Raw genomic sequence first — 24,133 nt, forward strand, 5'->3', positions numbered from 1 at the left:
GCTGCGGCCCCACCATGCCAGCCTCCCGGCAACCGCGTCCACACGGGTGGCGGGCCGCTGGCGCGCGGTGGTGCCGCCTGGTGCTGGCATGGCTGGCCTTGCTGCTGCTGGCCCCGCTTGCGTTGAGCGCCCAGGCTGCGGCCCCTGCACTGGTGTTGCAGGAGGGCATCCCCAGCAGCGACCTGTGGCCGCACATGGCCCTGCTCTCAGACCCCACCCGGCAGCTCACGGCGCAGGAGGTGCTGGCGCGCCTGCCGGAGTTCGAAGCGCCCCGGGGGGCCGCCGGCACGCTGGGCGTGCGCCAGGATGCGGTGTGGCTGCATGTTCCCCTGGCGGTGGCGCAGGCACCGGGCCATCCCTGGATCGTGAACATCGACTACCCCGTGCTGAACGAGGTGGACTTCTACCTGACGCAGGGCGGTGCGGTGGTGCAGAAGGCCTTGCTGGGCAACCTGCGCCCCTTCTCCGAACGGCCGCTGCGCGGGCGCACGCACTCGATGATGCTGGACCTGCAGCCGGGCCAGCCGTATGGGCTGCTGGTGCGGGTCCGCACCGGTGGCGCCATGATCCTGCCCATGTCCATCAGCAAGGCGCCGGTGCTGCTGCCGCTGGCCCTGCGCGAGCAGATGTTGCAGGGCCTGCTGGCCGGCCTGGCCCTGTGCCTGATGGTCTACAGCCTGACCCAGTGGGCCAGCCAGCGCGAGAAGCTGTTCCTTTTCTACGCCCTGCTGGTCATCGGCAGCGCAGGCTTTTCGCTCCAGTTCTTCGGCATCGGCAGCCAGTTCCTGTGGAGCGACAACCAATGGATGGAGGTCCACGCCGCCAGCGCTGCGGGGCTTTTAGCCCTGGGGGCCTCTTTCCTGTTCATGGGCTACGCCCTGGCGGGGGACAATCCGCAAAGCCGTTTCCTGCGGATCATGCAGGGGGGCGGCGCACTGTGCGGCCTGGTGGGCATCGCTTTCCTCGCCGACCTGATCGACACCCGGCAGGCCACGGCCTTCCTGAGCATCTTCGGCCCGCTACCCTCGCTCATCAGCCTGCCGCTGGCCCTGAAGAGGGTGCGCCAGGGAGACACCGTGAGCGCCACGCTGCTGGCCGCCTGGATCGCCTACTTCGTTGCGGCGGCTGTGATGGTGGGCCTAGTTCAAGGCTGGGCCCGACTGTCGTTCTGGACCCTGCACTCCTTCCAGATCGGGGCCACAGTGGACATGCTGCTCTTTCTGCGTGTGCTGGCACTGCGCTCGGAGGCCCTGCGCCAAGCCACCGACGATGCGTTGCGCGAGCGCGATGCCATGCGCGCCCTGGCTTACACCGACGCGCTCACCGGTCTGCCCAATCGGCGCGGCCTGCAACTGGCCTTGAACTCGGCCATCTCCCTGTGCGCCCCCAACCGGCTGGTGGCGGTGTATCTGCTGGACCTCGATGGCTTCAAGCCCATCAACGACATGCACGGCCATGATGTCGGCGACGATCTGCTGGTGGCCGTGGGCCACCGGCTGCAGGACCATGTGAGGCGCAAGACGGACGTTGTCGCGCGCCTGGGCGGCGACGAATTCATCATCATGGCGGCTGACTTGGTCCGCCCCGAGCAGGCCGAGGACCTGGGCAACGCACTGCTGCACTCCTTCCGGGAACCTTTCGTGATGAGCCACCTGCAGATGCACGTGGGCCTGACCATCGGCTATGCCCTGGCCCCCATCGACGCCGCCGAGCCCCGGGAGCTGATCCGCCTGGCCGACGCCGCCATGTACAAGGGCAAGCAAAGCGGCAAGCACTGCCTCGTCCGCAACGAAGCCAGCGTAGCGCTGCCGGCCTGACCCCATGCGCCAGCCAAGCCCCGCCCCCCTGCTCGGCACGCGTTGTGCACGCATCCCGCCTTCCGAAGGCATACTGGGCAACCACCGCCTACCAAACGGCCCTACAGGCCTGCCGCCACCGAGCTTGCGCCCTGCCCCCTGACCACCATGTCCAGCGCCTCGTCCCTTTGCATTGCCGATGCCTGGCACCGGCTGCCAGCGCCACCCCAATGGTGGAAGGCAGACCCTGGGCAACTGACCACCACTGCGAACCATCAATGAGTGTGCTGCACTGGTTCATGCGTTCGATGGCCCGCCGCGCTGCGATGGCCTGCGTGGCCGCGCTGTGTCTGCTCATGCTCCCGACACTGCCCGTGCACGCGGCCACCCCGCTCGTACTCGGCCCCGGCACCCAGAGCCTGGACGCCTGGAAGGTGATCACAGTGCAAGCCGATGCCTCGCGTGAGCTCACGGTCCACGACATGCTGGGGAGGATCGACCGGTTCGATGAGCCGGCCCGCCGCGGCGGCGCGCTGGGCCTGCGACAGGAGGCCATGTGGCTGCATTTCCCCATGGTCACGCCCGCCACCTTCTCTAACCAGTGGATCGTCAACATCGATTACAGCTCCCTGCTGGAGGTGGACTTTTACCTGGCCCGGGACGGCGAAGTGCTACAGCACTCCTTGCAGGGCTACCAACGCGCGCCTGGCAAGGAAGCCGGCGCCAGCCGGACTCCGGCCATGGCACTCGACTTGCAGCCGGGGCAGCGCTACGACGTCCTGATCCGCGTGCGCACCCTGGGGCCCATGACTCTTCCCATCACGGTCAGCGAAATGCCCCACAGGCTGAAATTGGCACTGCGCGAGCAGATGCTGCAAGGCCTGCTCAACGGGCTCGCCTTCTGGCTGCTGCTGTACAGCCTGCTGCAGTGGGTAGGGCAGCGTGACCGCCTGTTCGCCTACTACGCGCTGGTGGTTTTCGGCAGCGCGACGTTCTCCCTGCAGTTCTTCGGCATCGGCGTGCAGTTCCTGTGGCCTGGCAATGCCTGGATGGAGGGGCACTCGGCCATCATCGCGGGGTTGCTGGCGCTGGCGGGCTCTTTCCTCTTCCTGGGCCATGCGCTGGCGAGCGACGCACCGCAAGGCCGGTATGCGCGCACCATGCAGGGCTGCGCCGTGATCACAACCCTTGTGTGCCTGGCCTTCCTCCTCGACCTGCTGAGTGTGCGGGCGGCGAACGTCTATATGACCCTGTTCGGCCTGCTGCCCACGGTGCTGAGCATTCCTGCTGCACTGCGCCAGACGCGCCGCGGCGACCCTGTGGGCGGTACGCTGCTAGTGGCCTGGACCGTGTATGCCGTCGGTGCCGGCACTATCGGTGCGCTGAGCCAAGGCCTGGTGCCCGCAAACTTCTGGACCCTGCATGCCTTCCAGTTCGGTGCCACGGTGGACATGCTGCTCTTCCTGCGCGTGCTGGGGCTGCGCTCGGAGGCATTGCGCAAGGCCACGCTCGAGGCGCTGCGCGAGCGCGATGCCATGCGCTCGCTGGCCCACACCGATCCGCTCACGGGCCTGCCCAACCGCCGTGGCATGCAGATCGCGCTGAAATCGGCGCTGGAGCAGTGCACACCCCAGCGCATGGTGGCGGTGTTCCTGCTGGACCTGGACGGCTTCAAGCCCGTCAACGACACGCATGGCCATGATGTGGGCGACGACCTGCTGGTGGCGGTAGGCCAGCGGCTGCAGAACAACATGCGGCGCCAGACTGACATGGTGGCGCGCCCCGGTGGCGATGAATTCATCATCCTGGCCACCGAGCTCACCCGGCCCGAGCAGGCGCGGGAGATCGGCGAAGGCCTGCTGCAGGCCTTCAGGGAGCCGTTCACGCTGCGCAACCTGCGCGTGGGCGTGGGCCTGACCATCGGCTACGTGCTGGCCCCCTTCGACGGCAAGGACGTGCGCGAGCTCATCAACAAGGCCGACGCCGCCATGTACAAGGGCAAGCAGACCGGCAAGCACTGCCTGCTGCGCGGTGATGGCCCCATGGCACTCGCATCCTGACCATGCAAGCCGTCGTACGCCACCCCACCGCCTGCCAACTGCCTGCATTGCGCAGGTTCTGGCTGATGGCGGCCTGGCTGCTGCTGGGCCTGCTGGCGGGCGCCGGCAAGGCCCATTCGGCAGAGCCCCTGGTGCTGCACGACAGCAAGGCATCCGTGGAACTGTGGTCCGCAGTCACCATGCTCTCCGACCCCACGCTCAGGCTGGGACTGGAAGAAGTGCTGGCGCGTGCGGGTGATTTCGTGGTGCCCCCATCCAAGGGCGCCACGCTGGGCGTGCGCTCGGACGCCATCTGGCTGCGCGCCCCGCTGCTGGTGCACCTCACCTCCGACGGGCGCTGGACACTGGACGTCAACCACCCGGACCTCAACCGCATCGACGTCTACGTGCTCAGCGCCGGCCATGTGACGAAGCACGTCGTGCTGGGCAGCCTGCAGCCGTATTCGGAGCGCCCCCTGCAAAGCCGCTCGCATGCGGTGGCGCTCGAATTTCTGCCCGGCCATCAGTACGAACTGCTGATGCGCGTGGAAACACGGGCGGCCATGATCCTGCCGATCACGCTCAACAAATCGTCGGCCATGCTCGCCACGGCGGTGGACGAGCAGATGCTGCAGGGCGTGCTCACGGGCCTGGCGCTGTGCCTGCTGATCTACAGCCTGGCCCAGTGGACCAGCCTGCGCGAGCCGCTGTTCATCTTCTACGCGCTGCTGATCACCGGCAGCCTGATGTTCTCGCTGCACCTGTTCGGCATCGGCCGGCAGTACCTGTGGAGCAACAGCCTGTGGTTCACCGAGCATGCGGCCGGGCTGTCGGCCCTGCTGGCGACCTGTGGCTCCTTCCTGTTCATCAGCCAGGCACTGGCCGGGGACCGGCCCAATAGCCGCTTCCTGCGCGCCATGCGCTGCGGCGCCGCGCTGTGCGTGCTGCTGGGCCTGGCCTACAGCCTGGACGTGCTGAGCACGCGCGCCATCGCCGCCATCGTGAGCATCCTGGGCCTGGTGCCCGCGCTCATGGGCATCCCGGGCGCGGTGCGCAAGGCCATCGCAGGCGACGGGGTGGGCACCAGCCTGCTGGCGGCCTGGCTGATCTATTTCGTGACCACGGCCGTCATGATCGGCGTCATCAACGGCTGGGTGCCGGTCAATTTCTGGACGCTGCACTCCTTCCAGTTCGGCGCCACCATCGACATGCTGCTGTTCATGCGCGTGCTGGGCCTGCGCACGCACGCCCTGCAGTTGGAGGCCCTGCATGCCAACCGCGAGCGCGATGCCATGCACTCGCTGGCCCACACCGACCCGCTCACCGGCCTGCCCAACCGCCGGGGGCTGAACATGGCCCTGGCCGCCGCCCTGCCCCGCTGCAGCAAGAGCGACTTGCTGGCCGTCTACATGATGGACCTCGATGGCTTCAAGCCCGTGAACGACCAGCATGGCCACGATATCGGCGACGAACTGCTGGTGGCCGTCACCCGCCGACTGCAGGGCCATGTGCGGCAAAGCGACGTGGTGGCGCGCCTGGGCGGCGACGAATTCGTGGTGATGGCCGGCCACATGTCCAGCACCCAGCAGGCACACGAACTGGGGCTCAAGCTGCTCGACGCCTTTCGCCTGCCCTTCTCGCTCGGGAGCATCCAGGTCCACGTGGGCCTGACCGTCGGCTATGCCATCGCCCCCGACGACAGCAGCGACGCCGCAGGCCTGCTCAAGCTCGCGGACGCGGCCATGTACAGCGGCAAGCAGAGCGGCAAGTTCTGCCTGCGGCGCAACACCGGCGACCTGGCCCTTTCATCCGCATAGGCGGCCGCACGGGGACAGGTGCTACCTGGGGAATCCATTGCTGGTCAAACGGTGTGGGTTCCGTTACACAGGAGTCCTCGCAACTTCCCAACGGATCCTGTGCCATGGCCCATCGCAAAAGTCCCGCCCGCATTGCCAAAGCTGCGCGTGTCGCGCAATTCCATGCCCTTGCCGCCTCGGCAGCCGATGCGGCGGGGGTCACCGGCGAGACCTCCGAAACCGCGATCGCACTGGAATCGCTGGCCCATCTGGAGCACATGCTCGTGGGCCGAGTGGTGCTGCCATCGAGCCCCAGCTACGACAAGGACCGCCAGGAGTCCAACCCCGCCTTCCAGTCGTTTCCCCAGATCATCGTCTACTGCGCGGTCGAGAACGACGTGCTCGAATGCCTGGCCGTGGCGCGCAGGTACAAGGTGCCGGTGGCCGTGCGCTGCGGCGGGCACAGCACGGCCGGTTACTCGGTCAACAATGGCATGGTGATCGACCTGAGCGATATCCAGGGCGTGGTGCTGGACCCGCCGAACCAGCGCGTGTACGTGCGGCCAGGCACCGACTTCGACCACTTCAACGGGGCCATGAACCACACCGGCTGGCACGTGCCCACCGGCGCCTGCGGCAGCGTGTGCGTGGGCGGCTTCGTGCAGGGTGGGGGCTACGGCTACACCTCGCGGCGCTACGGCATCCAGAGCGACCTGGTGGAGTCGCTGCGCGTGGCGCTGGCCGACGGCAGCATCGTGACGGCCAGCGAAAGTGAAAACCCGCTGCTGTACTGGTCCATGCGCGGAGGCACGGGCGGCAACTTCGGCGTGCTGCTGCAGGTCACCTACAGCATGGTTCCGCTGGACACGGTGTGGGCCTGGTCCATCGGCTGGGACATGTCCCAGGCCGCCAGCGTGCTGACCATGATGCAGCAGCGCTACATGCAAAGCGGCGCACCCGATGCGCTCGGCTACATGATGAACCTGGGCTACTACGGCGGCAAACCGGTGGCCATGGTGCAGGGCATGTTCTGCGGCACGCGCGAGGCCGGTCTGCAGGCGATTGCCCCGCTCATGGCCATCCCCAGCGCGCAGCTGCTGGTGGACAAGACCGGCACCTACCCGGACATGAACGTCTGGCTCGAAGACCACCCCTATTCGCTGCCCGACAACCTGCCCGATGGCATTGCCGAAAGCAAGGCTTCGGGCTACATCAGCCGCCCGCTCACGCCGGCGGACTGGCAGTCCATCATCGACTACTTCCTGACCTCGCCCAACCAGTGGTCGCTGGCCTACCTGGAGCCCTATGGCGGCGCCATCAACCGCTACCCCATCGAGGCCAGCGCCTTCATCCACCGCCGCGTGGATGCTGACCTGGTGGTGGACGTGTTCTGGCGCAACCCCGCGGAGCGTGCGCAGACGGAGGCCTGGCTGGCCGGCTTCATGAAGCTGGTGCAGCCCTTCCTGAACGGGCATGTGTACCAGAACTACCCCGATGCCAGCCTGCAGGATTTCGAAGACGCCTATTTCGGCCCGGCCTACCCCACCTTGCAGCAGGCCAAGAAGCAGTACGACCCGACCAACTTCTTCAAATACCAGCAGAGCATTCGCCTGCCCGCTGAATAACGCCCGGGATGCCCTTACAGCGGGCATCTGCCCCCTGCAAGGGCGGGCTCATCACGTTTGCTGCAATGCGCGCTCAGCGTAGTGCAGCCGCCCCTTGCCGGCGCGCTTGGCCGCATACATGGCCTGGTCGGCGCGGTTCATGAGGGCATCGGTCTCGCCTTCGAGCGGGGGATGCATCGCTACGCCGATGCTGGCGCCGACGTACAGCGCGCGCTCTTCTACCCACATGGGTTCATGCAGCGCGTGGATGATGCGCTGGCCGATGGCGTCGGTCACGTCGCGCGTGACCTCGCGGTCCAGCATGACCAGGAACTCGTCGCCCCCCAGGCGGGCGATGGTGTCGCCCGCCCGCACCGTGGAGGAAAGCCGCTGGGCGACGGTGCGCAACACCTCGTCCCCTGCATGGTGGCCTTCCGTGTCGTTGACGCGCTTGAAACCATCGAGATCGATGAACAGCAGTGCCACCGAACCCGCGTTCTGGCGCACCTGGGCCAGCGACTGTTCGAGACGGCTGTGGAACGCTGCGCGGTTGTACAACCCGGTCAGTGAATCGTGGTTGGCCTGGTAGTGCTGCTGGCGTGCAATCTGGATCTTGGCCGAGACATCCTGTACCAGGGCCATGATGGAGGTCACGCGGCCTTCGGCATCGGTCAGCGCGGAGTTGAACCACTCACAGTGCACTTCGGAACCATCGTGGCGGACGAAGGAGGTTTCGGCGCGGTTCTGTGCCTCCTGGCCCTGTTGCAGCCGCTGCAGGGCCAGGTGCAGGCCTTCGTCGGACGTGTGGCCCAGCAGTTGCGTGAGCGACTGCCCCTCCAGGTGCGCGACCGGCAGCCAGCCCATCAGTTGCACCGCCCGCTGCGAGCAGTGCAGCAGGCGCAGGTCCTGGTCCATCTCCAGCACCGCCAGGGGGCTGTTCTCCATGTGCGACGACAGCCGCTGGTTGGCCGCACGCAGGGCATTCATGGTGACCTGCAGTTCATGCACGTCGAGCGCCGTGGTGATGAAGCCATCGATGACGCCGTTGCGGGCTGGCCAGGGCGTCAGGCAGATGGTGCGCCATTCGTCGAACCCGTAGGGGGTGCGCAGCAGGCGCTGGTACTGCACGCGTTCGCCGCCGAGCACGCGCTCTACAAAAGGCATGAAGCGGGCGCAGTCATGTTCGCCATACAGGTCGACCAGGGTCTTGCCCACGAGGCGCTCGGGCGTGCTGCCGAACCAGCGCGCATATTCCTCGTTCACATAGATCATCTGCAGGCTGCGGTCCACGGCGGCGAGGGTGGCGCCCGCGCTGCGCGTGATCAGATCGAGCAACTCCTCCTGGGACCAGTCCGTATGCCTGGTGAGTGGGGGCAGAATCTCTGGCTCGTCTGGCGTCATGTGGAGAAAGTCCCGGGGGCAAGGATCGTCTACTGGCAGGCCGAAAACAAGGGTCGCGCTGGCAGGTAGCGCAACCATAAGTTACAGCTTATCACTTTCGCAGCCCGCCCATGGCTGCGACATACCCTCAAGTCCGCTACTCGGCCCAGCGCACCCACCCCCCCCAGGCCGTGATCAACACCACCATGCCGAAGACGATGCGGTAGTAGGCAAACGGCACGAAGCTGTGGCTACTGATGTAGCGCAGCAGCCAGCGCACGCACAGCCAGGCGCTGAAGAACGAGAACACCAACCCGACGGCGAACATCGGGATGTCGGCTGCAGACAGCAGCGCACGCTCCTTGTACAGGCTGTACACACCGGCGCCGATCAGCGTGGGCATGGCCAGGAAGAACGAGAAATCGGTGGCCGCCTTGCGCGACAGCCCGAGCAGCATGCCACCGATGATGGTGGCGCCGCTGCGGCTGGTGCCCGGCACCATGGCCAGGCACTGCACCAGGCCCACCTTGAGGGCATCGAGCGGGCCCATGTCGTCCACCTCGTGGATGCGGGTGGCCCCCGGCGGGCGCTTTTCGGCCCAGAGGATGACGAAGCCCCCCAGGATGAAGGTGCTGGCCACCACCACCGGGATGAACAGGTGCGCCTTGATGGCCTTGCCCAGCAGCAGGCCCAGCACCACCGCCGGTAAAAAGCCGATGAGCACGTTGAGCACCAGGCGCTGCGCGCTGCGCTCGCGCGGCAGCGCCACCAGGGTGGAACGGATCTTCTGCCAGTAGACCAGGATGACCGCGAAGATGGCGCCGGTCTGGATGGCGATGTCGAAGACCTTGGCCTTGGCATCGTCGAAGCCAAGCAGGGAGCCTGCCAGGATCAGGTGGCCGGTGGAGGAGATGGGGAGAAATTCGGTCAGGCCTTCGACCACGCCCATCAGGGCGGCCTTGGCCAGCAAAACGAGGTCCACGCGTGCGTCCTTTTGGCCCACAGGGCCGGCAAAGCTGCCGATTATCCCTGCCGACCGTCCCCGGCCGGCGCCAAAACACCTGCACTTTGCTCCGGTCCGCGGCATTTCGCTCCCTCACCCGTGCATTTCATCGCAGGCCGGTGGTCGCCGCGCAAGGGGATCGGCACAGTACGCCCATCGCTCAAACCTGACCCCAGGAGCCCACCATGCAGATCACCCCCGTCATCGCCATCCACATGGCCGCCGCGCTGGCCGCCCTGGCCGTGTGGGCCCGTCGCACCCGTACCCAGCGCCCGCGCCTGCACCGCGCAGCCGGCTATGCCTGGGTCACGCTGATGGCGGCGGTCGCCCTGTCGGCCGTGTTCATCAGCGGCGACAAGGGCCCGCGCCTGGGCGGCTTCGGCCTGATCCACCTGCTGATCCCCATCACCCTGGGCCTGATCGCCCTGTCGTTCCACTTCCTCGTGCGCGGCAACGTGACGGCGCACCGCCGGATCATGCAGGGCACCTACATCGGCTCGGGCCTCGTGGCCGGTGCTTTCACCCTGCTGCCCAACCGCCTGCTCGGCCAGTGGCTCTGGAGCCAGGTCGGCCTCGCCTGAACGCCCCTCCCTCCCATCGATACGAAATTTTTCCCCATCACAGGAGCATCTCACCATGATCATCGACCTTCTCATCCACCATCCCGAAGCGCTTGGCACCGTGCTGCAGAAGACCCCCACCTGGGTCTGGGGCCTGCTCGCCGGGCTCCTCGCCCTGGGCGGCAGCCAGCTCGTGGCCCGCACCGCCAGCCTGACCCGCGTGGCCGTGATGCCCGTGGCCATGACCCTGTTCTCGGTCTACGGACTGGTGTCGGCCTTCGGCAGCTCCGGCCAGGTGCTGGGCGCCCTGGCCGCCTGGATGGCTGCTGCCGCCGTCGTGGCCACCCTCACCCTGGCGCTGTGGCCCACCCCTCCGACCGGCACCCGCTACCTGGCCGCCTCGCGCAGCTTTCACATCCCCGGCAGCCCGCTGCCCCTGCTGCTGATCCTGGGCATCTTTTTGACCAAGTACCTGGTCGGCATCGAAATGGCCATGCAGCCCGCTCTGGCGCACGACGCCACCTTCGACCTGGAGATCGCCGCACTCTACGGCGTGTTCAACGGCCTGTTCATCGCCCGTTCGGCCCGCCTGTGGTGCTTGGCCAGGGCGCCCCGGGCGGTGACCACCGCATCCGACCACGCTGCTGCCTGATTCTCACCTCAGCCCCCTTCCAAGGAGATCCCCCATGTCCCGTCGCTACCCCTTGTCCAACGACCCCATCGAAAACCTGGCCCGCAGACGCGCCGGCGCCAAGTTCGGCTGGTTCATCCATGCCACCGTGTATGTGCTGGTCAACCTGCTGCTGGTATCGCTGTCGCTGTCCAGCGGACGGCACTGGGCGGTGTTCCCCCTCGCCGGCTGGGGCATCGGCCTGCTGGTGCACGGCATGGCGGTGTTCGTCCTGGCCGGTGGTTCGAACTGGCACGAACGCATGGTGCAATCCGAGCGCGATCGCATCGTCCAGAACAACAACCGTCCCTGAAAATCGGGCCCAGGAGACACACCATGCACCAATACACCCGCCTGGCATGGGCAGGCCTGCTCACCCTGACCGCCAGCCTGGCCCAGGCAGGGGTCGGCCTCAAGGAGATCACCGGACTGCAGGGCGATGGCCCGGTCACCGTGTACTACCCCAGCAGTGCCGCCGACCAGCCCCTGCAGCGCGGCCCGTTCCACCTGCAGCTCGCCTGGCAGGGCGCGCCAGTCGCAGGCAATGGCCGGCTGGTCGTGGTCTCGCACGGCTCGGGGGGCAACCCCTGGGTCTATTCAGACCTCGCGCGCTCGCTGGTGGCCGCAGGCTTTGTGGTGGCCATGCCCGAACATGCGGGTGACAACGCCAAGGACCCGTCCAAGCCCGGGCCCGACAGCTGGAAGAAGCGCCCCGCCGAGGTTTCGCGCGCCATCGACGCCATAGCGAAGGACCTAGCACTGGCGCCCCTGCTCTCGCTCGACAAGGTGGGCATGTACGGCATGTCCGCCGGCGGCCACACGGCGCTGAGCCTGGCAGGCGGGCGCTGGTCCCCGGCCCGGTACAGGCAGCACTGCGAGGCGAACATCGCCGACGACTTTGCCACCTGCGTGGGCCTGCTCACCGAGCTCAAGGGCAATTTCCTCGACGGGGTGAAGAAGACCGTGGCGCTGGGCGTGATCCGCCAGCGCTATGAAGACGCTACCTGGTACACACACGACGAGCCGCGCATCGCCGCCATCGTGGCCGGCGTGCCGCTCGCGGCAGACTTCGACATGGCATCGCTGGCCAGGCCCCGGGTACCGCTGGCGCTGATCACTGCGGGCAAGGACCTGTGGCTGGTGCCGCGCTTTCACAGCGACCGGGTGACCGAGGCCTGCGCCGGGCACTGCACCGTGCTGGCCGCCCTGCCCGACGCCGGCCACGGCGCCCTGCTCTCGCCCCAGCCTGCGCTTGCCCAAATGTCCGACCTCGCCGTGCGCCTGCTGGGCGACCCGCCCGGCTTCGACCGTGGCCAGATGCGCGCGGTGGACACGAAGATCGTGCGCTACTTCGAGCAGCACCTGCAGGTGCCAGCGCCCGTGCAAGCCAAGGCCCCGTAGCGTGCCACGCTGCAGCCTAGAATCACCCCATCCATGACCGCACCCCTGACCCCCGAAGCCATCGAGAAACTCGCGCGCAAACGCGCAGGCGCCAAGCTCGGCTGGTACATGCATGCCGTCCTGTACGTGGTGGTCAACCTGATCGTGTTCTCCATGTCGCGCTACGGCTTCGGCAACCGCCCCTGGTCGGTGTACCCGCTGCTGGGCTGGGGGCTGGGCCTGGCGCTGCACGGTGTCTCGGTGTTCATTCTGGGCACCGGCAGCGGCCTGCGCGAGCGCATGGTGCAGAAAGAGCGCGAGCGCCTGCTGCGCCAGCGCGACGGCCGCTGAGATGGCGTGAACGATTCCGCCATGAAGATCGACTGGCTCGACAAGCTGCAGCGCCTGCTGCAGACCCTGGCCTTCTGCCTGGCGGTCTCCGGTATCCAGTATGCCTTCCGGCCCGACAAGCCCTACTACATACCGGCCACCTACTCGCTGGCCATCGGTACGCTGACCTGGGCGCTGGTCGACTTCGGCCGCCACCTGTTCGCCTCCAGCGAGGAGTACGGCTGGCCCAAGGGCATTGCCGGCTTTGCACTGCCCCTGGTGGGTATCGTGCTTGGCTACCTGGGCGGCACCCTGCTGGCGGACTGGTGGTGCGGCGTCTCCTCCTGGGACAGTGCGGGGCGCGCGCAGTTGCGCATCTCCATCGGCATCACCGTGGTGGCGGGGACCGTCATCTGCTACTACTTCTACGTGAACGGCAAGAGCGCCTGGATGCAGGCGCGCATGACCGAGGTGCACAGCCAGGCCACCGAGGCCCAGCTCAAGCTGCTGGAGACACAGCTCGAACCCCACATGCTGTTCAACACCCTGGCCAACCTGCGCATGCTGATCGGCACCGACCCGGTGCGCGCACAGGACATGCTGGACCGCATGATTGCCTATCTGCGCGCCACGCTGAGCGCATCGCGCAGCACCCAGCACCCGCTGGCCGACGAGTTCCAGCGCCTGGCCGACTACCTGGAGCTCATGGCCGTGCGCATGGGCCCGCGCCTGGCCTACACGCTGGACCTGCCCGAGGCCCTGCGCGAGGTGCCCGTGCCCCCGCTGCTGCTGCAGCCGCTGGTGGAAAACGCCATCCGCCACGGGCTGGAGCCCGAAGTGGAAGGCGGCCATATCACGGTGCAGGCGCGCACACAAGCCGGCCCCAAGGGCAGGATGCTGCTGGTGCTGCAGGTGAGCGATACCGGTGCCGGGCTGAACTCTGCGCCCCCCATCGCGCCTACGGCACCAGGCACCAGTTTCGGACTGACCCAGGTGCGCGAGCGCCTGGCCACGCTGCATGGCGAGGCCGGGAAGTTCGAACTGGCCGCCCATGCGCCCCGGGGTACCAGCGCCACCATCACCTTTCCCTTGACTACGAGCCCGGCATGAACACCCCACCCGTGCGCGCCCTGATCGCCGAAGATGAACCCCTGCTGGCCATGGCCCTGCAGCAGGAGCTGGCCCGCGCCTGGCCCGCGCTGCAGATCGCCGCCACCGTGGGCGATGGCCTCTCGGCCGTGCGCCAGGCGCTGGTGCTGCAGCCCGAGGTGCTGTTCTTCGACATCCGCATGCCGGGCCAGAGCGGGCTGGACGCGGCCGTGGAGCTGGCCGATGCCTGGCCGGCGGACATGCCCTTTCCGGCCCTGGTGTTCGTGACGGCCTACGACCAGTACGCCGTGCAGGCCTTCGAGGCCCAGGCGATGGACTATCTGCTCAAGCCCGTGCAGGCGGCGCGCCTGCAAAAGACGGTGCAGAAGCTGCAGCAGGCCCTTGCCGCCAAGGCGCCCGCCACCACCGCGCTCGAAACCACCATGGCCCAATTGCGCCACCTGCTGGCCGCGCCCGGGATAGCCTCCGCCGCACCTGCCCCTGCGGCAGGGAACCCCACAACACCCCTCACGCTGATCCAGGCCAGCAGCGGCAGCCAGATCCACATGGTGCCGGTGGCCGAGGTGCTGTACTTCGAGGCCGCCGACAAGTACGTGCGCGTGCTCACGGCCGAGCGCGAGTTCCTGATCCGCACGCCGCTCAAGGAGCTTACGGAGCAACTGGACACCCAGGTGTTCTGGCAAATCCACCGCAGCACCCTGGTGCGCGCCAGCGCCATCACCACGGTGACGCGCGACGAGGCCGGCAAGCTGCACCTGGCCCTCTCGGGCCGGCCCGAGAGGCTGGCCGTGAGCCGGCTGTACGCGCACCTGTTCAAGGCCATGTAAAGTCCGCACCAGACAGCGCTCATGCGAGGTCTGGTAAAATCAGGGCCGGGTGTACACGCCACAAGGGCGTGACAGGTTCATGCGTCGGTCGGGCCGCCACGCGGCTTCACTGCGACTGGAAACCCATGCAACCCCACGCCATCCACTGGATTGCGGCGGCCCTCTTCGGCATTGCCCTGATCCACACCTTTGCCGCGCGCCTGTTCGAGCGGCTGTCCCACCGCTACCCCCGCCATGCCGGCCTGCTCCACCTGCTGGGCGAGGTGGAGGTGGTCTTCGGCTTCTGGGCCATTGTGCTCGTGGTCGCCATGGCCCTGATCTCGGGCGGTACCGAAGCACTCGCCTATGCCGAGTCGCGCAACTACACCGAGCCCCTGTTCGTCTTCGTGGTCATGGTGATCGCGGCTTCGAGCCCCGTGCTGCGCACCGTGATCGCAGCGATCGACGCCATGGCACGGCGCATGCCCCTGCCCACGCCGCTGGCCACCGCCTGGCTGGGGCTGGCGGCCGTGCCGCTGCTGGGTTCGCTGATCACCGAGCCGGCGGCCATGACCATTGCCGCCCTGATGCTGGCGCCGCAGATCTTTCGCCCGGCCGTGCCCGAGCGCGTGAAGTACTTCGCGCTGGGCGTGCTCTTCGTCAACGTGTCCATCGGCGGCACGCTCACCTCGTACGCCGCACCACCGGTGCTGATGGTGGCTGCCACCTGGCAGTGGGACAGCGCCTTCATGCTGGCCACCTTCGGCTGGAAGGCCGCCATCGCCGTGCTGGTCAACGCCACTGTCTGCGCCGCCCTGCTACGCCGGCACCTGCTGCCGGCCCCGGACGCCACCGCGAGCCGCGTGCCAGCGGTCCCCATGGCCGTGGTGGCCGTGCACCTGGCCCTGCTGGCCGGGGTGGTGCTGTTCGCCCACCACCCCGTCGTGTTCCTGGCGCTGTTCCTGATGTTCCTGGGCTACACCCAGGCCTACGACAAGCACCAGAGCCCGCTCATCATCAAGGAAGCCCTGCTCGTGGGCTTCTTTCTCGCCGGGCTGGTGGTGCTGGGCGGCATGCAGCAGTGGTGGCTGCAGCCCATCGTCTCGGGCCTGCAGCCCCTGGCCCTGTTTGCGGGCGCACTGGGGCTCACGGCCATCACCGACAACGCGGCCCTGACCTACCTGGGATCGCTGATCGAAGGCATGTCCGACCCGGCCAAATACATGCTGGTGGCGGGTGCCGTGGCAGGCGGTGGCCTCACCGTGATTGCCAATGCCCCCAATCCGGCCGGCGTGGCCCTGCTCAAGGGCGGGTTCGAGGACGGGAGCATCGGCGCGGGCGGGCTGCTGGTGGGGGCGCTGCTGCCAACCGCCGTTGCGGCGGCAGCCTTCCTGCTTCTTTAGGGCAGTTGATCAGTCGGCCTTGAGCTGCATGGAGGGACGCGCCTGCACGCGGGTGAGCCATGCCTGCACGTGCGTGTGCGCTGCCACCGGTGCACCGACGTAGACGCTGTAGCCGAGGACGGAGCCCACGATCAGGTCCACCAGCGAATAGTCGGCGCCCAGCATCCAGGGCTGTGCGGCCAGGCGGGCATCGAGCAGGGCGAGCAACTGGTCCAGGCCGCTGCGCGCTGCAGCCGCATGCACCTCGCTGCGCAATGCCTCATCGCCCTGCGTGGCCACATGCAGGCGCACCAGCAGGGTGCCGTAGGTCACATAGGCCCAGGTGGCCCAGGACAGGGCCTGCATGCGCTCGGGTGTGCCCTCCTTCGGCCACAGGCCGCGCTCCACACCGTACTGCCCGGCCAGCCAGAAATGGATGGCCAGGGTCTCGAACATGGGGTTGCCGTCCACCACCATGGTGGGCACCTTGCCATTGGGGTTGAGGGCCAGGAACTCGGGGCGGCGCTGGTCGCCGGCCTTCAGGTCCAGCGTGACGCGCTCATGGGGAATGCCCAGTTCGACCAGTGCGCTGGCGATGGGGGTGGCGCTGGACATGGGGTGCCAGTGGAGGACGATGGACATGGGAGACTCCTTGAAGTGGTTGGTTGACGGGGTCAATCCGTTTCGGCACTGCGCCGGGAACGTGGATGCAATGTAGGATGCATTGCGGACAGATTCCGCCCTCGATTCGACGTACATTCATTTCCATGCTGTCCTCGTCTTCCCGCCTGCTGCGCGTGCTCTCCCTGCTGCAGACCCGCAGCCACTGGGCCGGTGCCGAACTGGCCGAGCGCCTGGAAATCCACCCGCGCACGCTGCGCCGCGACATCGACCGGCTGCGCGAACTGGGCTACCCCATCCACGCCAGCAGCGGCGTGGCAGGTGGCTATGCCTTCCGTGCCGGCCAGGCGCTGCCGCCGCTGCTGCTGGACGACGAGGAGGCCCTGGCCGTGGCGATTGCTCTGCGCCTGGCCACGGCCGGCACCGTGGGCGGGGTGGAGGAAAGCTCGCTGCGCGCCATGGTCAAGCTCGAACAGGTCATGCCCGCGCGCCTGCGCAAGCGCATCGATGCGCTGCGCTCGGCCATCCTGCCCACCGAGCATGTGGGCCCGACCGTGCACGCTGCAGCGCTCTCTGTGCTGGCCACGGCCTGCCGCGACCAGCTGCGCGTGGACTTCGCCTACCTGGACGCCAAGGGCCAGGCCAGCCAGCGCAGCGTGGAGCCGCAGGGCCTGGTGCACAGCGGCCAGCGCTGGTACCTGGTGGCCTGGGACCCGGCGCGCAGCGACTGGCGCACCTTCCGCATCGACCGCATGGCCGGCGATGCGGTGGCCGGGGGTCACTTCGCCCCCCGCGCCGGCCCGGACGGGGGAGATTTGCGCGCCTACGTCTCGCGCTCTGTAGCGCTGACGCAGTACCCGCAGCAGGCGCGCATCATCCTGCACCAGCCGCACGCCACCATGGCACGGCGCATACCGCCTTCCGCCGGCGTGCTGGAGGCGCTGGACGACGCGCGCTGCGTGCTGGCCTGCGGCGCCCACCAGCAAAGCACGCTGGTGCACTGGCTGCTGGCGCTGGATGTGGAGTTTGAGGTGCTGGAGCCAGAGAGCCTGCGCGATCTGCTGCAGGCCGCCACCGAGCGCGTGGCGCGCGGCCTGGCGCGCGGGTCTGGCAATATGGCGCCTTCGACATGAGTACCGCCGACCCCATGCCGCACCTACCCTACCCCGGCCTGTTCCAGATGCTGGGCCGCGCGCTCAGGCCCACGGATGCGGTGGACCCGCATGCCGTCACCAAGGCGCAGCAGGCCCTGGGCCTCACCGCACCGCGCGCCCTGCGCGAGTTCTACCTGCTGGCCGGCAACGCGCGCGACTTCACCACGGTGTACGACCAGTTCCTGCCGCCGGCCGACTGGAGCGTGCAGGACGGCAAGCTCGTCTTCCTCGAAGAGAACCAGGACGTGGTGCGCTACGGCGTGGACTGCGACCCTGCGGCGGGCGACGATCCACCGGTGTGGATCACCACCACGGGCGATGCCACCGAGTGGTACCGCGTGTGCGAGAGTTGCTCGGAATTCATCGCCACCATGCTGGTCTGGCAGTGCACGTTCGGCGAGGCGCTGCCGCATGCCGCCTCGGGGCTGGCCGGGCCCGGCACCGAGCACGCGCTGCAGGGCCGGTGGCACCATGTGGGCACCGTCAACGAAATGCGCGCCTACGTCCAGCCAGGGCATGCGGCCTGCCTGGTGGAGTGGAGCGATGGCATGCGGGTCTTCGTGGCTGCGCTGAGCGACGACACGCTATGGGCGCTGCAGGATGCGCTGGGTGTGGTGCTGGAAGCCGACGACTGAGCGCGCCGCCCCCGTAAGTTGAACGCCGCGCGACTTTATCCCAACAGGCTTTCAAGCACCTTGTCCAGCAGGTCGTCCACCCCGCTGGCCGGCACGGCCCCCGGCAACTCCACGCCACCGTACAGCACGAAAACCGGCTTACCCCACTTGAGGCCCATGGCCATCTCGGACAGGGTGCCCATGTTGCTGCCGATGGCCACCAGGCAGACTCCGGCGCGCGCGATGATGGCATTGCGCATCTCCCCCATGCCGGTGGGCACCGCCACGCTCAGCCACTCGTTGGCCTGGGAGTCATCGTCTTCGGGCAGGATGCCCACGGCAATTCCCCCGGCTTCGGTCGCCCCGCGCGATGCGGCGGCCATGACACCACCGCGCCCGCCGCAGATCACTGCCATGCCCGCGCCTGCCAGCGCATGCGCCACGGCGTAGGCGGCTGCGCACTCGGCCTCGCCGGCATCGCCGGGCCCGATCACGGCCACCGGCTGGCGGTGGCGCCCCGGCCCCTTCTGCTTCAGGGCCAGGTGCTGCAGCGCCTGCACCACCGGCGCCGGCCAGGTTTCAATGGCCTGCATTGCGTTCGCGCCTTCGCGTAAAGACATCACCCACTCCCATCACCACCACACACACGACCATCAGCACCAGCGACAAGGCCGCTGCCACCGCGAAATCCGACCCACCATCGCTGACCTGTGCCAGCAGCATCAGCGGCAGGATGTTGAGCTGCGTGCCCACCAGCGCCAGCGCCGTGCCATAGGTGCCCATGGCGATTGCGGCCACCATGCAGGCATTGGACAGCACCGAGGGCAGCACCTCGGGCACCACCGTGTCCCAGAAAGCCCGCGCGCGTGATGCACCCAGCGTGCGCGCGGCCTGTGCCGGGCGCAGGTCGAGGTTGGCGAACACCGGGTACAGCGACAGCGCCACGCGCGGGATCAGGTAGTAGGCATAGGCCACGCCCAGGCCCGAGACGCTGTAGATCCAGCTGCCGATGACGGCCGGATCGCCGCCCAGCCCCGCCAGCAACTGCGTGACGAAGCCCGCGCGCCCGAAGGCCAGGATGAAGCCGTAGGCAATCACCAGCCCCGAGAAGGCCAGCGGCAGGCCCAGCAGGGTCATCATCCACTGGCGCCGCGGCGGGCTCTGGCGTGCCAGCTCGATGGCGATGCAGGCGCCCACCAGCGCCGACACCGCGCCCGCCGCCAGCCCCAGCGCCAGCGTGTTGCGCAGCGCACCGAGGAACAGCGGGTTGCCGAACAGGCGCGCGAAGGCGCTGCCGCCATCACCAAACGCCTCGGGCAGCAAGGCCGCCAGCGGCACCGCGAAAAAGAGCGCCATGAAGGCCCATGCGGGCCAGGCACCGAAGCGTCGCATGCCAGCGAGCCTACTTGTTGCCCAGCGCGGCCTGGGCCCACAGGCGGTCCACCTCGGCCTTGCGCTCGGAGGCCTTGACCACGTCGAGCGGGCGGATCTGCGGCGCGGCCGGCATCTTCGCGGCCACGTCGGCGGACAGCGGCGTGCCCGGCACGGCAGGGCGCACGAAGCCCTGCGCGAACAGCGTCTGCCCGGCCTCGCTCATGATGAAGTTGAGCCAGAGCTTGCCGGCATTCGGGTTGGGGCCGTTCTTCACCAGGCTGATGGCATAGGGCGCGGCCACGCTGGCCTCCTTGGGGATCACCACCTCGACCGCATCGCCCATGCCGTCCACATGCTTGGCCTTGAGGCCGTCGTTCTCGTAGCTGATCCAGACCGGGATCTCGCCCTTGAGGAACTTGGCATAGGGCGTGGTGCCCTCCACGCGCAGCACATTGCCGGCGGCATGCAGCTTGCCCAGGTAGTCGGTGCCGGGCTGCACGTTGTCCACGCCGCCGCCGTTGGCATAGGCCGCGGCGAAGGTCAGCACCTGGCCGATGCCGGTGGAGCGCGGGTCCAGGTAGACCACGGTGTTCTTGAACTCGGGCTTGAGCAGGTCGGCCCAGCCGGTGGGCACGTTCTTCACCAGCTTCTTGTTCACCAGGAAGGCGATGTTGAGCGTGTGGATGGTGAACCAGCGGCCCTCGGCCTCGCGGAACACGGGGGGCAGCTTGTCGAAGTTGACGGGCTTGAAGGGGGCGACCACGTCCTTCTTGGCCGCGTCCACAGCCGATGCCGCGAAGTAGTAAGCGGTGTCGGCCTGCGGGCGGCGGCGGGTCTTTTCCAGCGCCACCACGGTGGCGGCGGAGCCGATGTCGTTGTAGGTCAGCTCGATCTCGGGGTAGCGCTTCTTGAAGTCGCGGAACAGCGACTTCCAGTTGGCCCACTCGGGCCCCGTGTCGAACGAGACGCACAGTCCTTCCTTTTGCGCCTCGGCGTACAAGGCCTTCTCGCCCGCATAGAGCTCGGGCCCGTCAAAGGCAAAGGCGGTGCGTGCGGCAAGCGTTGCGAATGACAGTACAGGCAATGCGCCGGCGGCCTGGATCAGTTGTCTGCGTTGCATGGTGGCTCCTCGGTGGGATGGGTTGGGTGAGGGAAGAAACTCAGTCGTCAAGAAGGCGGATGTGCTCAGGCGCGATGGCGATGGCTTGAACCGCCGGTACCGGCGACTCGGCCAGGAAAGGCTTGGCCGCGCCGGGCACCTCGAAGTCGTAGCGCGTGAGCGCGCCCAGGTAGCGCTGGGCACCCGTGCGCCCGGCCAGGCGGTTCACGCTGCCCTGCGGCGGGTCGGGCTGGATATGCTCGGGGCGCACCAGCACATGCACCTGGGCGCCTGCAGCGCGGGTGCCCGTGTCGGCCGCCAGTTCGGCAAACCCCAGGTCGAGCCGCCCGGGCGATGCCACTTTGGCAGGCAGGATGGTCGAGAGGCCAACGAACTCGGCCACCGCGCGGCTGGCGGGCTGCTCGTAGATCTGGCGCGGGGTGGCAATCTGCAGCAGGCGGCCGTCTTTCAGCATGGCCACGCGGTCGGCCATGACCAGCGCCTCTTCCTGGTCGTGCGTGACCAGCAGCGTGGTGGCGCCAAAGCGCTGCTGGATGGCGCGGATCTCGTCGCGCAGGTGGCCGCGCACGCTGGCATCGAGCGCCGACAGCGGCTCGTCCAGCAGCAGGGCCAGCGGGTCGATGGCCAGCGCCCGCGCCAATGCCACCCGCTGCTGCTGCCCGCCCGAGAGCTGGGCAACGCTGCGCTGCGCGTAGCTGCCCAGGCCCACGATGTCGAGCAGTTCCTGCGCGCGCCGGTGGCGCTCGGCCACGCCCACCTTGCGCAGCTTGAGGCCGTAGGCCACGTTGTCGAGCACCGACAGGTGCGGGAACAGGGCATAGCTCTGGAACACCATGCCCATGCGGCGCTCGTGCACCGGTGTGCGCGACATGTCCTTGCCATCGAAGGCGATGTGGCCCGTGTGGCCGGTGGTGAGCCCCGACACCAGCTGGAGCAGCGTGGATTTGCCCGAGCCGCTGGGCCCGATCACCGCCACCAGTTCGCCGGTGCGCACATCCAGGGAGACCTCGTGCAGGCCGTGCGTGCTGCCGGGATAGTGGTAGCTGACGTTGTCGAGGACGAGGCTCATGGGCGGGCTTTGACGAGGGAGGAGGACAGCAGGGCCGATGCACCCGCCAGCACCAGCAGGATCACCGTGGCGGCACAGGCAAAGCCCGTGGCGCCATAGAACGCCTGCAGCAGCACGACGGGGTAGGTGCGGTTCTGAAAGCTGGTGAGCAGGTTGGACACGCCGAACTCGCCGACCGAGATGGCGGCCACCATCACCAGGCCGCTGAGCAGGCTCTGGCGCAGGCTGGGCAGCACGATGCCGGTGAACTGCTGCCAGCCCGAGGCCCCCAGCGTGGCCGCTGCCTGTTCGAGCCGGCCAAGGTCCAGGTGGCGCAGATCGGTCAGCAGCGTGTTGGTGAGGTAGGGCAGCGTGAGAATGGCGTGCGCCGCGATGAGCAGCGGCATGGAGCCGAGCCAGGGCGCAAGATCGGTGTTGAACACCACCATGTAGCCAAAGGCCAGGGTGATGGCCGGCACGGCCACCGGCATGGCGCTCACGATGCGCGCCGCCATACCGCCGCTGCGGCGCGCGCCGTGGTACAGGGCATAGGCCAGGGGCAGCGCCAGCACGGTGTTGATGGCGCAGGCGGCCATGGCCACCACCAGGCTGCTCACGAAGGCCTTGCGGAACGAGGTGTCCTGCCAAAGGTCGAGGTACCACTGGCCCGTGGTGCCCGTGGGCAGCAGCGTGTTGGTCCAGTTGCCGCCCACGCTGCCGAGCATGAGCAGCGCGATGGGCAGCAGCAGGTACAGGCCGTAGATGAGGGAAATGCCGCGGACCACGTTGTTGTCTCCAATGTCAGAATCACCGGCATACTTTCCGGATGCGCTACTGTCCGCCACAAGGCATGCCGCAGCACTGGCCAAATTCTAGAGAGAGACCGCCCCATGATGGGTGAAACCTGGATGAGGACAGCTGAGCGATTGGAAAACGTTTTTCACACAGCTTTCACCAAACCCGGATATGAAACGCGACTGCCCGACCATCCAGGAACTGCTGGCCTTCGACGCCGTGGCCCGGCACCAGAGCATCACCCTGGCCTCGGGCGCACTGTGCATCACGGCCAGCGCCGTGAGCAAGCAGGTGGCAGGGCTGGAGGCCTTTCTGGGCCGCCAACTGCTGCAGAAGAACGGCCGCGGGGTGGAGCTCACACCGCAAGGCCGCGTGTACTGGCAGAAGATCTCGGGCGGCCTGCGCGCCATTGAGGCGGCCACCTTCGAGGCCCGCTCGGGCGATGCAGGTGCAGGCCTGCTCACGCTGGCCAGCGTGCCCACCTTCCTCACCAAGTGGCTGATCCCGCGCCTGCCGGACTTCAGCCAGAAGAGCCGCCACGTGATGCTCAGCTTCAGCCGCCACCTGGAGCCCAGCGACGGCATACCGGCCGGTGTGGACGCCGCCATCCGCTACGGCCCCGACGGCTGGCCGGGCGTGGTGTCCGAATACATCGCGGGACGCGAGTTCGTGCTCATCGTGGCGCGCAGCCTGGTCGAGGGGCGCCACCGCATCGCCCAGCCGGCCGACATCCTGGGCCACACCCTGCTGCACCACGAGGGCGCGCCCACGGCCTGGCGCCAGTGGGCCGCGCAGCATGGCGTGCCCGAGGTGCAGACCCTCGCGGGCCCGCGCTTCGCCCAGTATTCGGCGCTGATCCAGGCCGCACTCAACGGCCTGGGCATCGGGCTGGTGCCGGCCCTGCTGGTGCAAAAGGAGTTTGCCGAGGGCTCGCTGCTCGCCCCCTGCGGCAGCGCCATTCGCGTGGACCAGGGCCACTACCTGTGCTACCGGCCCGACCGGCTGGACCTGCCGGCGTTTGCGGCGTTTCGCGAATGGCTGCTGGCCGAAGGCGCGCAGTCGCGTGGCGGGGCTGCAGAATGAGCCCGGCCCACCCGTCCGGCCCGTTTGCCGCCGGACACCCATCGCACAACAGGAAGACGTCGCATGCCCGCCACCACTGACCTGCATCACCAGATCCGGCAATTTTTCGATGACTTCGTGGTGGCCTTCGCCACGTTCGACGGTTTCCTCGTGGCCCAGCGCTATGCCGAGCCCTGCATCTCACTGGATGCCCAGGGGGCGCTGCGGTCCTTCCACAGCGGGCAGGAGATTGCCGGCTACTTCCAGTCCGTACTCACCACGTACCATGGAGAAGGCTGCCGGTCGTGCCGGTACCGCGATCTGGAGGTGGTGTCCATGGGTGCACTCAGCGTGCTGGCGACCGTCTCCTGGGAACTCTTGCGCTCCGATGGCAGCGTGGTCAGTGGCTGGCGCGAGTCCTACAACCTGCTGCACAGCGACCAGGGCTGGAGGGTGTTCGCGTCCACGGACCATGCGGGTTGACCTGAC

24 protein-coding genes are annotated in these 24,133 nt (G+C 68.0%); 16 read left to right on the plus strand and 8 right to left on the minus strand.

Features of this window, described 5'->3' with window-relative positions:
• The first annotated feature begins 14 nt into the window (after positions 1-14).
• From ACSQ9E_RS21205 to ACSQ9E_RS21220, 4 genes are all read left to right on the plus strand, one after another.
• Positions 15-1,817, plus strand: coding sequence for a diguanylate cyclase domain-containing protein (locus ACSQ9E_RS21205; protein ID WP_436219110.1), 1,803 nt, complete (start codon positions 15-17; stop codon positions 1,815-1,817).
• 257 nt (positions 1,818-2,074) lie between these two features.
• Positions 2,075-3,856: a diguanylate cyclase domain-containing protein gene (locus ACSQ9E_RS21210; RefSeq protein WP_436219111.1), complete on the plus strand. Its 1,782-nt coding sequence runs from the start codon at positions 2,075-2,077 to the stop codon at positions 3,854-3,856.
• Positions 3,857-3,858: 2 nt separating this feature from the next.
• Positions 3,859-5,652, plus strand: coding sequence for a diguanylate cyclase domain-containing protein (locus tag ACSQ9E_RS21215; RefSeq protein WP_436219112.1), 1,794 nt, complete (start codon positions 3,859-3,861; stop codon positions 5,650-5,652).
• 104 nt (positions 5,653-5,756) lie between these two features.
• The gene (locus tag ACSQ9E_RS21220; RefSeq protein ID WP_436219113.1) at positions 5,757-7,256 is read left to right on the plus strand and encodes an FAD-binding oxidoreductase; all 1,500 of its coding nucleotides are present in this window, start codon (positions 5,757-5,759) and stop codon (positions 7,254-7,256) included.
• Positions 7,257-7,307: 51 nt separating this feature from the next.
• Here ACSQ9E_RS21220 and ACSQ9E_RS21225 read toward each other — a convergent pair whose 3' ends face one another.
• Both ACSQ9E_RS21225 and ACSQ9E_RS21230 read right to left on the minus strand, forming a co-directional pair.
• The gene (locus tag ACSQ9E_RS21225; RefSeq protein ID WP_057201203.1) at positions 7,308-8,636 is read right to left on the minus strand and encodes a diguanylate cyclase domain-containing protein; all 1,329 of its coding nucleotides are present in this window, start codon (positions 8,634-8,636) and stop codon (positions 7,308-7,310) included.
• A 136-nt stretch (positions 8,637-8,772) separates the two neighbouring features.
• On the minus strand, positions 8,773-9,597 hold the full coding sequence (locus ACSQ9E_RS21230) for an undecaprenyl-diphosphate phosphatase (RefSeq protein ID WP_436177096.1): 825 nt from the start codon (positions 9,595-9,597) through the stop codon (positions 8,773-8,775).
• A 206-nt stretch (positions 9,598-9,803) separates the two neighbouring features.
• Between ACSQ9E_RS21230 and ACSQ9E_RS21235 the strand changes: the two genes are divergently transcribed.
• The 8 genes from ACSQ9E_RS21235 (at position 9,804) to ACSQ9E_RS21270 (ending at position 15,877) form a co-directional block, all read left to right on the plus strand.
• On the plus strand, positions 9,804-10,199 hold the full coding sequence (locus ACSQ9E_RS21235) for a DUF2306 domain-containing protein (RefSeq protein ID WP_436219114.1): 396 nt from the start codon (positions 9,804-9,806) through the stop codon (positions 10,197-10,199).
• A gap of 55 nt (positions 10,200-10,254) precedes the next feature.
• Positions 10,255-10,830 carry a DUF6622 family protein gene (locus ACSQ9E_RS21240; RefSeq protein WP_057266084.1) on the plus strand — a complete coding sequence of 192 codons (576 nt, stop codon included), beginning with the start codon at positions 10,255-10,257 and terminating at the stop codon, positions 10,828-10,830.
• 34 nt (positions 10,831-10,864) lie between these two features.
• Positions 10,865-11,161: a 2TM domain-containing protein gene (locus ACSQ9E_RS21245; protein ID WP_436219115.1), complete on the plus strand. Its 297-nt coding sequence runs from the start codon at positions 10,865-10,867 to the stop codon at positions 11,159-11,161.
• A 23-nt stretch (positions 11,162-11,184) separates the two neighbouring features.
• Positions 11,185-12,249: an alpha/beta hydrolase family protein gene (locus ACSQ9E_RS21250; RefSeq protein WP_436219116.1), complete on the plus strand. Its 1,065-nt coding sequence runs from the start codon at positions 11,185-11,187 to the stop codon at positions 12,247-12,249.
• 33 nt (positions 12,250-12,282) lie between these two features.
• Complete coding sequence (locus ACSQ9E_RS21255) at positions 12,283-12,579, plus strand: 2TM domain-containing protein (RefSeq protein WP_157412414.1); 297 nt, start codon at positions 12,283-12,285, stop codon at positions 12,577-12,579.
• A 21-nt stretch (positions 12,580-12,600) separates the two neighbouring features.
• The gene (locus ACSQ9E_RS21260) at positions 12,601-13,668 is read left to right on the plus strand and encodes a sensor histidine kinase (RefSeq protein ID WP_436220246.1); all 1,068 of its coding nucleotides are present in this window, start codon (positions 12,601-12,603) and stop codon (positions 13,666-13,668) included.
• The gene (locus tag ACSQ9E_RS21265) at positions 13,665-14,495 is read left to right on the plus strand and encodes a LytR/AlgR family response regulator transcription factor (RefSeq protein WP_436219117.1); all 831 of its coding nucleotides are present in this window, start codon (positions 13,665-13,667) and stop codon (positions 14,493-14,495) included. Before ACSQ9E_RS21260 ends, ACSQ9E_RS21265 begins: the two co-directional genes overlap by 4 nt.
• 125 nt (positions 14,496-14,620) lie before the next feature.
• On the plus strand, positions 14,621-15,877 hold the full coding sequence (locus ACSQ9E_RS21270; RefSeq protein ID WP_436219118.1) for a putative Na+/H+ antiporter: 1,257 nt from the start codon (positions 14,621-14,623) through the stop codon (positions 15,875-15,877).
• Between the two features lie 9 nt (positions 15,878-15,886).
• Here the strand turns inward: ACSQ9E_RS21270 and ACSQ9E_RS21275 are convergent, their stop codons facing one another.
• Complete coding sequence (locus ACSQ9E_RS21275; protein ID WP_436219119.1) at positions 15,887-16,498, minus strand: glutathione S-transferase family protein; 612 nt, start codon at positions 16,496-16,498, stop codon at positions 15,887-15,889.
• Positions 16,499-16,623: 125 nt separating this feature from the next.
• Between ACSQ9E_RS21275 and ACSQ9E_RS21280 the strand changes: the two genes are divergently transcribed.
• Both ACSQ9E_RS21280 and ACSQ9E_RS21285 read left to right on the plus strand, forming a co-directional pair.
• Positions 16,624-17,610, plus strand: a complete 987-nt coding sequence (locus ACSQ9E_RS21280; RefSeq protein WP_436219120.1) for a helix-turn-helix transcriptional regulator — start codon at positions 16,624-16,626, stop codon at positions 17,608-17,610.
• The gene (locus ACSQ9E_RS21285) at positions 17,607-18,266 is read left to right on the plus strand and encodes an SMI1/KNR4 family protein (protein ID WP_436219121.1); all 660 of its coding nucleotides are present in this window, start codon (positions 17,607-17,609) and stop codon (positions 18,264-18,266) included. The genes ACSQ9E_RS21280 and ACSQ9E_RS21285 overlap by 4 nt, the downstream gene beginning before the upstream one ends.
• Before the next feature lie 35 nt (positions 18,267-18,301).
• Here ACSQ9E_RS21285 and ACSQ9E_RS21290 read toward each other — a convergent pair whose 3' ends face one another.
• The 5 genes from ACSQ9E_RS21290 to ACSQ9E_RS21310 are packed head-to-tail and all read right to left on the minus strand — an operon-like array spanning position 18,302 to position 22,572.
• Positions 18,302-18,865, minus strand: coding sequence for a TIGR00725 family protein (locus ACSQ9E_RS21290; protein ID WP_436219122.1), 564 nt, complete (start codon positions 18,863-18,865; stop codon positions 18,302-18,304).
• Complete coding sequence (locus ACSQ9E_RS21295; RefSeq protein ID WP_436219123.1) at positions 18,825-19,637, minus strand: ABC transporter permease; 813 nt, start codon at positions 19,635-19,637, stop codon at positions 18,825-18,827. The genes ACSQ9E_RS21290 and ACSQ9E_RS21295 overlap by 41 nt, the downstream gene beginning before the upstream one ends.
• A gap of 10 nt (positions 19,638-19,647) precedes the next feature.
• On the minus strand, positions 19,648-20,739 hold the full coding sequence (locus ACSQ9E_RS21300; RefSeq protein WP_305745240.1) for an extracellular solute-binding protein: 1,092 nt from the start codon (positions 20,737-20,739) through the stop codon (positions 19,648-19,650).
• 40 nt (positions 20,740-20,779) lie between these two features.
• Positions 20,780-21,808 carry an ABC transporter ATP-binding protein gene (locus ACSQ9E_RS21305; protein ID WP_436219124.1) on the minus strand — a complete coding sequence of 343 codons (1,029 nt, stop codon included), beginning with the start codon at positions 21,806-21,808 and terminating at the stop codon, positions 20,780-20,782.
• Complete coding sequence (locus ACSQ9E_RS21310) at positions 21,805-22,572, minus strand: ABC transporter permease (protein WP_436219125.1); 768 nt, start codon at positions 22,570-22,572, stop codon at positions 21,805-21,807. The genes ACSQ9E_RS21305 and ACSQ9E_RS21310 overlap by 4 nt, the downstream gene beginning before the upstream one ends.
• A gap of 181 nt (positions 22,573-22,753) precedes the next feature.
• Here ACSQ9E_RS21310 and ACSQ9E_RS21315 point away from each other — a divergent pair, with 181 nt between their 5' ends.
• Complete coding sequence (locus ACSQ9E_RS21315) at positions 22,754-23,665, plus strand: LysR substrate-binding domain-containing protein (RefSeq protein ID WP_436219126.1); 912 nt, start codon at positions 22,754-22,756, stop codon at positions 23,663-23,665.
• Positions 23,666-23,728: 63 nt separating this feature from the next.
• Entirely contained in the window at positions 23,729-24,127 is a 399-nt protein-coding gene (locus tag ACSQ9E_RS21320; RefSeq protein ID WP_057201222.1) for a hypothetical protein, read from the plus strand.
• The last annotated feature ends 6 nt before the right edge of the window (positions 24,128-24,133 follow it).

This window comes from Acidovorax sp. LjRoot118 (assembly GCF_964253575.1).
Classification (GTDB): domain Bacteria; phylum Pseudomonadota; class Gammaproteobacteria; order Burkholderiales; family Burkholderiaceae_C; genus Acidovorax.